Source organism: Streptomyces sp. NPDC002125 (assembly GCF_053593715.1).
On record NZ_JBSFDD010000060.1, the window covers coordinates 1 to 9,810 of the forward strand.

Sequence of the window (9,810 nt, forward strand, 5' to 3'; positions counted from 1 at the left end):
TCGCTTTCCAGTTCTTCGCTTTCGCGTTTCCCTTTCCGGCGAGTCCGACTCTATCAGATCCTTTCGGGCCTGATTCCCAGTCAGCGGGGTTTGTCCTCCCGGCCGTTGGGCCGTTCCGACGCTCAAACTCTAGCGGATTCTCCCGGCAGCTCATAATCGAGCCTTCGAATTGAATTCCGGGCACGCCGAAATTCTCCCCGGTGGGAGATCGTGCTGAGTTTGGTTGCCGCATTCGCGGCGGGATCGGCTGCCTCCGGACCGTACCGGCTCCGGGACAACTCGAAGAACCTTACGGACGCGAGAGGTGCGTGTCAACCCCTCCCCTGGCGCCGTCAGTCCAGGTCGGTGAGCCTTCCGCCGGCGTCCGGCTGCTCGTGCTCCACCCGGCGCAGGAGGCGGATCAGGATCTCGCCGAGCGCTCCGCGCTCGTCACCCGAGAGGTCCTGGAGGAGGTCCTCCTCGAAGGTGCTGGCCATGCGCATCGCCTCGAGCCATTTCGTACGCCCCTCGTCGGTCAGCTCGACGATGACGCGTACGCGGTTGTTCTCGTCCCGGTCCCGCGTGACCAGCCCTTCGCCCGCCATGCGGTCGATGCGGTGGGTCATCGCGGCCGGGGTGAGCCCGAGGCGCTTGGCGAGCTCGCCGGGACCCAGTCGGTAAGGGGTGCCGGCCAGGACCAGGGTCTTGAGGACCTCCCACTCGGCGTTGCTGATGCCGAGGGTCGCCACCTGTCTGCCGTACGCCACGTTCATCCGGCGGTTCAGACGGCCCAGCGCCGAGACGATCTGCTCGACCTGCGGGTCGAGGTCCTGGAACTCGCGCTGGTAGGCCGCGATCTGCTCGTCGAGGCTCGGCTCCTGGAGCTCGGGCTGCTCGGTGGTGTCAGACATGGCGGGCAGTATCGCACGCTCACCATCGCCTTCGAAGTCCTTCGGGCTCAAGACTTCAGCATCTAATTTTAGTGCTAAAGTCTACGGGTCTGTGTTCTTCAAAGTTCTTCATGTCTTGAGGTAGGTGAGTGTGACCAGGGAGATGGGTGCAGCGATGCGGCGGATCCAGCTGGGCAGCGCGCTGAGCGCGTTCGGCCTCGGGTTCACCGTCCCGTATCTGTACGTCTACGTGGCGCAGGTACGGGATCTTGGTGCCGGTACGGCGGGTGTCGTGCTGGCTGTCTTCGCCATGGCCGCGCTGGCCGTGCTGCCGTTCACGGGCCGGGCCATCGACCGGCGCGGGCCCCTGCCCGTGCTGATCGTCGCCGCCGGTGCCGCCGCGGTGGGTGCCGGCGCCCTGGGGGTCTCGGACAGCGTGACGGCCGCGGTCCTCTCCGCCGTCGTCCTCGGTGCGGGCACCGCCGTCATGCAGCCCGCGCTCGCCACGATGCTGGTGTGGTGCTCTACCGCGGCGACCCGTACCCGCGCCTTCGCCATGCAGTTCTTCCTGCAGAACCTCGGCCTCGGCGTCGGTGGTCTGGTCGGCGGCCAGCTGGTGGACGTCGACCGGCCGTCGAGCTTCACCATGCTGTTCCTGATCGAGGCGGCGATGTTCCTGGTGCTCGGAGCCGTCGCGGCCACGGTCCGCATGCCCCGTGCGCCGTCCCTCCCGGCCACCCCGCCCGCCGACGGCGCCGCGCCCAAGGGCGGACTGCGCGTGCTGCTCTCCCACAAGGCGATGGTGCAGCTGTGCGTGCTGGGCTTCGTCATCTTCTTCGCCTGCTACGGACAGTTCGAGTCCGGTCTCGCCGCCTACGGGACCGAGGCCGCGGGGATCGAGCCCTCGACCCTGGGCATCGCACTGGCCGCCAACACCGCGGTCATCGTCGTCGCGCAGTTCGTCGTGCTCCGTCTCGTGGAGCGTCGGCGGCGCAGCCGGGTCATCGCCTGGGTCGGTCTGATCTGGGCGTTCGCCTGGATCGTGGCGGGGTACGCGGGTCTCGGACACGGCAGCCAGACCATGGCGACGGCCGCGATGATCTCGACGTACGCCCTCTTCGGTCTCGGCGAGTCGATGCTGTCGCCGACGGTCGCCCCGCTGGTCGCCGATCTGGCGCCCGAGTCGATGGTCGGTCAGTACAACTCGGCGTTCGCCCTGGTGAAGCAGCTGGCTCTGGCCGTGGGGCCGGCGGTGGGCGGGCCCATGGGGGCCACCCTGCACGGGCCGTACATCGTGACCTTCGTGCTGTTCTCGCTGGGCATCACCGTGCTGGCCCTGAAACTGGGCCGTCAGCTCACCCCCGTACAGGACGCACCGCTCGCCGCGGCGCCGTCCCGGGTGGTCGCCGTGTCGCTGCCGGAGAGCGAACCGGCCGCCGCTCCGACCGCCGTCCGCTGAGGTCCGTTCAGCCGGGAAGGGCGAACTCGCACCAGACGGCCTTGCCGCCCCCGGGAGTGCGCCTGCTGCCCCAGGACGAGGCGATGCTCGCGACGATGGAGATGCCGCGCCCCGCCTCGTCCGCCGGTTCGGCGCGGCGTCTGCGCGGCAGGTGGTCGTCCCCGTCCGTCACCTCGATGATCAGCCGTCGGTCGGTCCGGCGCAGGCCGAGGCGCATGGGCGGGGTGCCGTGCTGGAGGGAGTTCGCCACGAGCTCGCTCGCGGCCAGGACGCCCAGGTCGCAGAGCTCCATGGGAAAGCGCCAGGACGCCAGCACGCCCGTGGCGAAGGCGCGGGCGCGGGGCGCCGCCTCGATTCCGCCGAGCAGTTCGAGCGAGGCGTTGTGGAAGAGCTCGGCGCTCGTGCCCGTACGCGCGGGGTGCTGGACGACGAGCACGGCGACGTCGTCGTCGTGCTCCGCGGTCACTCCCAGGGAACGGATGAGCCGGTCGCAGACCACCTGCGGTGATCCCTTGGCGCCGGACAGGGCCCGCTCCAGGGAGGCGACGCCCTCGTCGATGTCCTCGCTGCGGCGCTCGACCAGGCCGTCCGTGTAGAGGACCGCCGTGGACCCGGGCGGCAGGGCGATCGTCCCCGATGTGTGGACCCAGCCGCCGGTGCCGAGGGGCGGCCCGGTCGGGTCCTCGGCTCGGTGGACCGTGCCGTCCTCGTCGCACACGAGGATCGGGAGGTGGCCCGCGGAGGCGTAGACGAGGTGGCCCTCGTTGGGGTCGTGGACGGCGTAGGCGCAGGTGGCAATCTGGCTGGCGTCGATCTCGGCGGCGAGGACGTCGAGGAGCTGGAGCACCTCGTGGGGCGGCAGGTCGAGGCGGGCGTAGGCGCGGACCGCGGTGCGCAGCTGGCCCATGACGGCGGCGGCGCGCACACCGCGCCCCATCACATCGCCGATGACGAGCGCGGTGCGGCCGGCGCCCAGGGTGATGACGTCGTACCAGTCGCCGCCCACCGCCGCGTCCGTGCCGCCCGGCTGGTACGTCGCCGCGATGCGCAGGTCGTCCGGCTGTTCGAGGTCCTGCGGGAGCAGGGAGCGCTGGAGGGTCACGGCGGTTTCGCGGTGGCGGCGTTCGCTGGCGCGGAGCCGCTCCGCCGCCTCTGCGTGGTCGGTGACATCGGTGGCGTAGACGAGGACACCCGCTTCGCCCTCCGGGTCTCCGGTGGCGACGGGGGTGCAGGTCACGGTGTACGAGCTTCCCGCGCGGACCTTGCGGGACTTGACCGTGCGGGGGGTGCCGCTGCGCAGGACCTGGTCCATGAGGGGCAGCAGGCTGAGCTCGGCCAGCTCGGGCATCGCCTCGGCGGCGGGTGTGCCGCACGGGCGGGGTCCGAAGGCCGAGACGTAGGCGGCGTTGACGTAGGTGATGCGGTGCTCGGGACCGTGCAGCAGGGCGACGGGGGCGGGGAGCCGGCCGAGGAGCTCGCGGGCCGAGATGCCTTCCAGGGAGGGCCCGGACACGGGCGCGGAGAGTTCCGAGGTGTCGCCCGGGGGCGTGGCTCCGGACTCGGCGCGGGCGGCGGGTACGGAACTGTGGTCGTCCCGTGCGGCGGCTCGACGCTGCGTTCCGGGAAGGCGGGCACTCCAGCGCGTGAAGTTCACGGATTTTCTGGCCTCGTGTGTCGGTCTGGTCCGCTCGGGCGAGCTGCTTCGTCTGCTGGTCCTCTGCCGGTCCCCGGGTGCTTCTCCCCCGGTCGGGGTGCCGGTGCCGGTCTCCCGACCGTGCGCAGCCGGGCCTCGTGCGGTTGATCTCGCTGGCGGTCACTGTAGGTGACTACCGGCCGGGTCACTCTGCGCAGGTGTGGACCCACCTATGGTCACACGGCCAGTGTGACCGACCGTACTGACAGTTGCCGTACGGCTGCCGGTCCGACCGCTGAATTACGGCCGTTTTCCAGGGGAAGCCGCTGCGCTGGACGTGGCGGATCAGTCCGAGGCGTCCGGCGGGCCGTCCTCCTTCGGGCGGGGGTCCCCCGGGGGCTGTTGCGGCTGTGCGTGTCCACCGGCGGCGAGGGCGAATTCGGCGCGCGGGTGTTCGAGCGAACCGAGGGAGACGATCTCGCGCTTGAAGAGGCCGGCCAGCGTCCACTCGGCGAGGACCCGCGCCTTCCTGTTGAAGGTGGGCACGCGGCTCAGGTGGTAGACGCGGTGCATCAGCCAGGCCGGATACCCCTTGAGCTTGCGCCCGTAGACATGCGCGACGCCCTTGTGCAGGCCGAGGGAGGCGACCGATCCGGCGTAGGAGTGCCGGTAGTCCTCGGTCGGCCGCCCGGCGAGGGCCGCGACGACGTTGTCGGCGAGCACCTTGGCCTGGCGCACCGCGTGCTGGGCGTTGGGCGCGGTCTCCGTGCCCGGTTCGGACGAGGTGAGGTCGGGTACGGCCGCCGCGTCGCCCGCCGCCCAGGCGTGTTCGACACCGTCGACACGGAGCGCGGCGGTGCAGCGGATCCTGCCGCGCTCGGTGAGGGGGAGGTCGGTGGCCGCGAGGACCGGCGCGGGCTTCACCCCCGCCGTCCACACCAGGGTGCGGGTCGGGAAGCGCGACCCGTCGCTGAGCACCGCGACCCTGCCCTCACAGCTGTCGAGCCGGGTGTCGAGCCGTACGTCGATGTTGCGGCCCCGCAGTTCCCTGACCGCGTACTTCCCCATCGCCTCGCCGACCTCCGGGAGGATGCGGTCCGTCGCCTCGACGAGGATCCAACTCAGGTCCGTGGGCTTGATGTTGTGGTAGTACCGCGAGGTGTAGCGGGCCATGTCCTCCAGCTCCGCGAGCGCCTCGACACCGGCGTATCCGCCGCCCACGAAGACGAAGGTGAGGGCCGCGTCGCGGATCGCCGGGTCCCGGGTCGCCGAGGCGATGTCCATCTGCTCGATGACGTGGTTGCGCAGGCCGATGGCCTCCTCGACGGTCTTGAAGCCGATGCCGAAGTCGGCGAGGCCGGGGACCGGCAGGGTGCGTGACACGGATCCGGGCGCGAGAACGAGCTCGTCGTACGGGATCTCCAGGGCGCCTGTGCCGTCCTCGCCGGTGGCCGGCGTGGTGACCGTCGCGGTGCGCTTGGCGTGGTCGATCCGCTCCGCCTCGCCGATCACGATCGTGCAGTTCCTGAGGACGCGGCGCAGAGGCACGACGACGTGACGCGGCGAGATCGAACCGGCGGCCGCCTCGGGGAGGAACGGCTGATACGTCATGTAGGGCTCGGGCGTGACCACCACGATCTCGGCCTCGCGGCTTTTCAGTCTCTCCCGCAGCTTCCGCTGGAGACGAAGCGCGGTGTACATCCCTACGTAGCCGCCGCCGACGACGAGAATGCGCACACTTGGCCGGGTGCCGAGGGACGTCCCCCGGGAATCTGGTGCCATCACCATCCCATGACGCAACGGAGTCCTGTGTTTGTCCACAGGCCCGGCAAATTGTGTGACCGGAGCTCTTCGATCACCGGGCGGGGCACGGCCGGCGACGGAATCCGGAGCTGCGCAGGTCAGGTACGCCGGGAGGGCGACCGCGCGGGGGCCGAATCAGGGTCCAACCGGTCCTTGCTCCGATCGGGGGGCGCTCCGTGCGGAACTACCCCCTTCTGAATTGACCCGGGCTCAACTATGTTCGTATCCCGTCGGGGTGTCGGAATCGGACGAAGATCCACACACCGGCGGACAGGTGGGGAAGTCTCCGGGGGGAGACGTCATAACCGGGGGAAGTTATGCACATTCAGGATTTGCATGGGCCGAGCGCTGTCGCCTCCGCCGAGGGCCACGGGCGTCTGACGGCCATGGGCACGGTCGGTACGGTCGCGACGGCGGGGGCCTCGGGGGACACGAGTCGCTCGGCGCCGCTCCGCGTGGACGCGCAGCGCAATCTCGAACACGTCCTGCGCGCCGCGCGTGAGGTGTTCGGCGAGCTGGGTTACGGGGCGCCGATGGAGGACGTGGCGCGCCGCGCACGGGTGGGCGTCGGCACGGTCTACAGGCGTTTCCCCAGCAAGGACGTGCTGGTACGCCGGATAGCCGAGGAAGAGACGTCGCGCCTCACCGACCAGGCGCGTACGGCGCTCGGGCAGGAGGACGAGCCGTGGTCCGCGCTCTCCCGCTTCCTGCGGACCTCGGTGGCATCGGGCGCGGGCCGGCTGCTGCCGCCGCAGGTGCTGCGCGTCGGTGCGGGCTCCGACGAGCAGGCAGCGATACCGGGCGCCATCGCGGCCGACGGCGAGACCCGTGTCCCGCACCAGCGGCAGGGGGTGGCACAGCCCGGCCTCCGGGTCGCCGGACAGCGTTCGGACGCGGAGGAGGGCCTCCACGACGACCCCGGGGCCACCGAGCTGCTGGAGGTCGTGGGCCGGCTGGTCGACCGGGCCCGTGAGTCGGGTGAGCTGCGGGGCGATGTGACGGTGGGCGATGTGCTGCTGGTCATCGCCACGGCAGCACCGGCCCTGCCGGACCCGGCGCACCAGGCTGCCGCCTCGTCACGGCTGCTGGACATCCTGCTGGAGGGCCTGCGGTCGCGGCCTGTGTAGGGCGCGGGTCGGCGTAGGGCGCGGTCGCGCCGTCGGCGCGGGGCGCGGGTGTCGCGGCGTTCCGGTCGGCGTGTGGCTCGGCTCAGGGCTGCGTGGGGTTCGGGTACACGGGACTGCGTGGTCCCGGCCGTTCCGGGGGTCCCGATCGGCATACCCCCGGGTCTCTCGGTGCGCGTGGGCCCGGTGTCCTTGGCTCGTACAGGGCAACGGCCCTTCGGCCCGTGCGGGTCCAGCTCCGGGCGGCACGTCCGATGCCGGTCCTGCGTCGGTCGGGCGTCATGAGCCGGGCGGCGCTGGAGCCCCGTACGGCCCGGGCACGCGCTGTGTGCGGGTCCCGCAGGGTGGTCGGAGGCGAGGTCCTCGGCCGGACGTCCGTGCGAGCAGGGGCTGTTACTCCTTCCCCGTTGGAGTGATCTCGCACCCTCCGGCAGGGGAAGACACCCCGGACGAGTGGTTGCTTCCCTGCCCCGGGTTCGCCCCAGTAGGCCGCTGTGGCACTCTGGCCCCGGTATTACGGGTCCGAGGGTGCATACGGGGGCTTCCGCGATGAGCGGTGACGCGCAGCAGGAAGAGCCGGCCGACGGCATCACGGCCACGGGCAAGGACGGCACGGGCAGCGAGCCCGACGGTCCGCCCGCGGCTCGGACGGCGAGCCTGGAGGCGGGGCGGCTGCCGCAGCCCGGCCGTCCGGCACCCGAGCAGCCGGACGACGACGCCGAGGGCGGCACCGTGCTGCCCGGACCCTGGCCGGCGGCCGCCGGCGAAGAGGCGCCGCCCGAGCCCGGCAGCGGGACAGGGACCGGGACCGGGGGCGACCCCGCGTACGCCGTCCCTCTCCAGCGCGAGGGGCGCTCCGGCTCCGCCGATCTCGGGCCGTCCGACGCCCAGTTGATCGAAGGCATGCGCGCGGGCGACGACCAGGCGTACGAAGTGCTGTTCCGCCGCCACAGCGGTGCCGTGCGCCGCTATGCCCGTACCTGCTGCCGGGACGCGGACACCGCCGACGACCTGACGGCCGAGGTGTTCGCGCGGACCTTGCAGGCGGTCCGGGGCGGGAAGGGGCCGCAGGAGGCCGTCCGGGCCTACCTCATGACCGCCGTCCGGCACGTCGCCGCCGCCTGGACGAAGAGCGCGAAGCGCGAGCATCTGGTCGACGACTTCGCGGTGTTCGCCGCCCAGGCGACCCGTTCCGCCGAGATGTCGGAGTCCGACACCCTCGATCTCGGCGCCGATGTGCTGGCCATGCACGAGGCGGACCGGTCGATGGCGATGCAGGCGTTCCGCAGCCTGCCGGAGCGCTGGCAGGCCGTGCTGTGGCACACCACCGTGGAGGAGGAGTCGCCGAGCGAGGTCGCCCCGCTCTTCGGCCTGACGGCCAATGCCACGGCGGTCCTTGCCGTCCGGGCCCGCGAAGGGCTCAAGCAGGCCTATCTCCAGGCTCATGTGAGCCAGTCGCTGACGGCGGGCGGAGACTGCGCGCAGTACGCCGACCGGCTCGGCGCCCATGCGCGCGGTGGCTTGCGCACCCGGGCCGAACGCGGGCTGCGCAAGCATCTGGACGAGTGCGCGAAGTGCCGGGTCGCCGCCGGTGAGCTGGAGCGGGTCAACGCCGGTATCCCGGCGCTGCTGCCGATCGCCGTCATCGGCTGGTTCGCGGCCGGCTACACGGTCAAGGCGGCCGGCCTCGTCGCGGGCGGCGCCGCCGGTGCGGCGGGGGCGGCCAGTGCGGGAGCCGCCGCCGCGGCCACCGGAAGCGCGTCCTCCGGAGGCGGTACGGCGGCGGGTGGCGCTGCGGCCTCGGAAGGTCTCGGCACCCCGGTGAAGGCCGGGATCGCCGCGACGCTGGCCGTGGCCGCCGCGGCCGGACTGGTGTGGGCCATGGCCGGTGACGACCGGCCTGCTCCGGAGGCGCCTCCGGTGGCCAAGCCGCCGGTCGCGGCCCCGCTCCCCCCCTCGCCCTCCTCCCCTCCGGAGCCGACACCGCCCCCACCCGCCTCGCCCGCGCCGGCACCGCCGCCCGCTCCGGAGCCGACTCCCACGCCCACTCCGACCCCCACGCCCGAGCCGCCCGCCCCCGAGCCCACACCCGAACCAGAGCCCAGCACCGCGGAGCCGGCACCGCCCGAGCCCACCCCCACACCGACGCCGACCCCGCCGCCGCCCGCGCCGGAGGTCTACCAGGTGAACGAACTGGCCTACTCCGTGGCGGGCGATCACACCGGGCCCGAGATCCTTCTCGGCCGGAGTAGCGGTCTGTTCTGGCAGCGCGACGGGCTGTCGATCGGCTCCACGACGTACGCCCACGGTGTCACCGCGCACTCCCGCTCGTCGGTCACCGTCCAGCTGAACCGGCCGTGCACCCGCTACGAGGCGATGGTCGGCGTCGACGACATGACCATGGGGCTCGGCGCCGTGCGCTTCTCGGTGTACGACGACGGCGGGGCCCGGCTGTGGCAGTCACCCGTGATGCGGGGCGGCGAGCCTGCCGCGCCGCTGAGCGTCGGCATCGAGGGCCAGGAGACGATCCGGCTCGTCGTGGAACCCTCGGGGCCGCTCGGTGGAGTCGCCCTGGCCGACTGGGCGGAGTCACGGATCAGCTGCCGCTGAAATCCCTGCCCCACCCGTACGGATCACCCGTACGGATCACCCGTACCGATCACCCGTACCGATCACCCGTGTCGAGCGAAGTCACGGATCAACTGCCGCCGAGGCCACCCGTGACAAGCGGAGCGGATCAGCTGCCGGAGAGGTCCCCGCCCCGCCCGCACCAATCAGCTGCCGGAGAGGTCCCCGCCCCGCCCGCACCAATCAGCTGCCGGAGAGGTCCCCGCCCCGCCCGCACCGCTCAGCTGCCGGAGAGGTCCCCGCCCCGCCCGCACCGCTCAGCTGCCGGAGAGGTCCCCGCCCCGCCCGCACCGC

General features: G+C 72.2%; 6 protein-coding genes. 3 read left to right on the forward strand and 3 right to left on the reverse strand.

Annotation, left to right across the window (positions count from 1 at the left end):
* Positions 1–332: 332 nt before the first annotated feature.
* On the reverse strand, positions 333–890 hold the full coding sequence (locus ACWCQM_RS40590; RefSeq protein ID WP_073751075.1) for a MarR family winged helix-turn-helix transcriptional regulator: 558 nt from the start codon (positions 888–890) through the stop codon (positions 333–335).
* A 142-nt stretch (positions 891–1,032) separates the two neighbouring features.
* On the opposite strand from ACWCQM_RS40590, the gene ACWCQM_RS40595 reads away from it, so the two are divergent.
* On the forward strand, positions 1,033–2,328 hold the full coding sequence (locus tag ACWCQM_RS40595) for an MFS transporter (RefSeq protein WP_450920083.1): 1,296 nt from the start codon (positions 1,033–1,035) through the stop codon (positions 2,326–2,328).
* Between the two features lie 7 nt (positions 2,329–2,335).
* Here ACWCQM_RS40595 and ACWCQM_RS40600 read toward each other — a convergent pair whose 3' ends face one another.
* Both ACWCQM_RS40600 and ACWCQM_RS40605 read right to left on the reverse strand, forming a co-directional pair.
* Positions 2,336–3,982 (reverse strand): ATP-binding SpoIIE family protein phosphatase, encoded by a 1,647-nt coding sequence (locus ACWCQM_RS40600; protein ID WP_450920079.1) that lies wholly within the window; start codon positions 3,980–3,982, stop codon positions 2,336–2,338.
* Between the two features lie 324 nt (positions 3,983–4,306).
* The gene (locus tag ACWCQM_RS40605; protein WP_450920080.1) at positions 4,307–5,743 is read right to left on the reverse strand and encodes an NAD(P)/FAD-dependent oxidoreductase; all 1,437 of its coding nucleotides are present in this window, start codon (positions 5,741–5,743) and stop codon (positions 4,307–4,309) included.
* Between the two features lie 338 nt (positions 5,744–6,081).
* On the opposite strand from ACWCQM_RS40605, the gene ACWCQM_RS40610 reads away from it, so the two are divergent.
* Positions 6,082–6,891: a TetR/AcrR family transcriptional regulator gene (locus ACWCQM_RS40610; protein ID WP_450920081.1), complete on the forward strand. Its 810-nt coding sequence runs from the start codon at positions 6,082–6,084 to the stop codon at positions 6,889–6,891.
* Between the two features lie 546 nt (positions 6,892–7,437).
* Positions 7,438–9,498 carry a sigma-70 family RNA polymerase sigma factor gene (locus tag ACWCQM_RS40615; RefSeq protein ID WP_450920082.1) on the forward strand — a complete coding sequence of 687 codons (2,061 nt, stop codon included), beginning with the start codon at positions 7,438–7,440 and terminating at the stop codon, positions 9,496–9,498.
* The last annotated feature ends 312 nt before the right edge of the window (positions 9,499–9,810 follow it).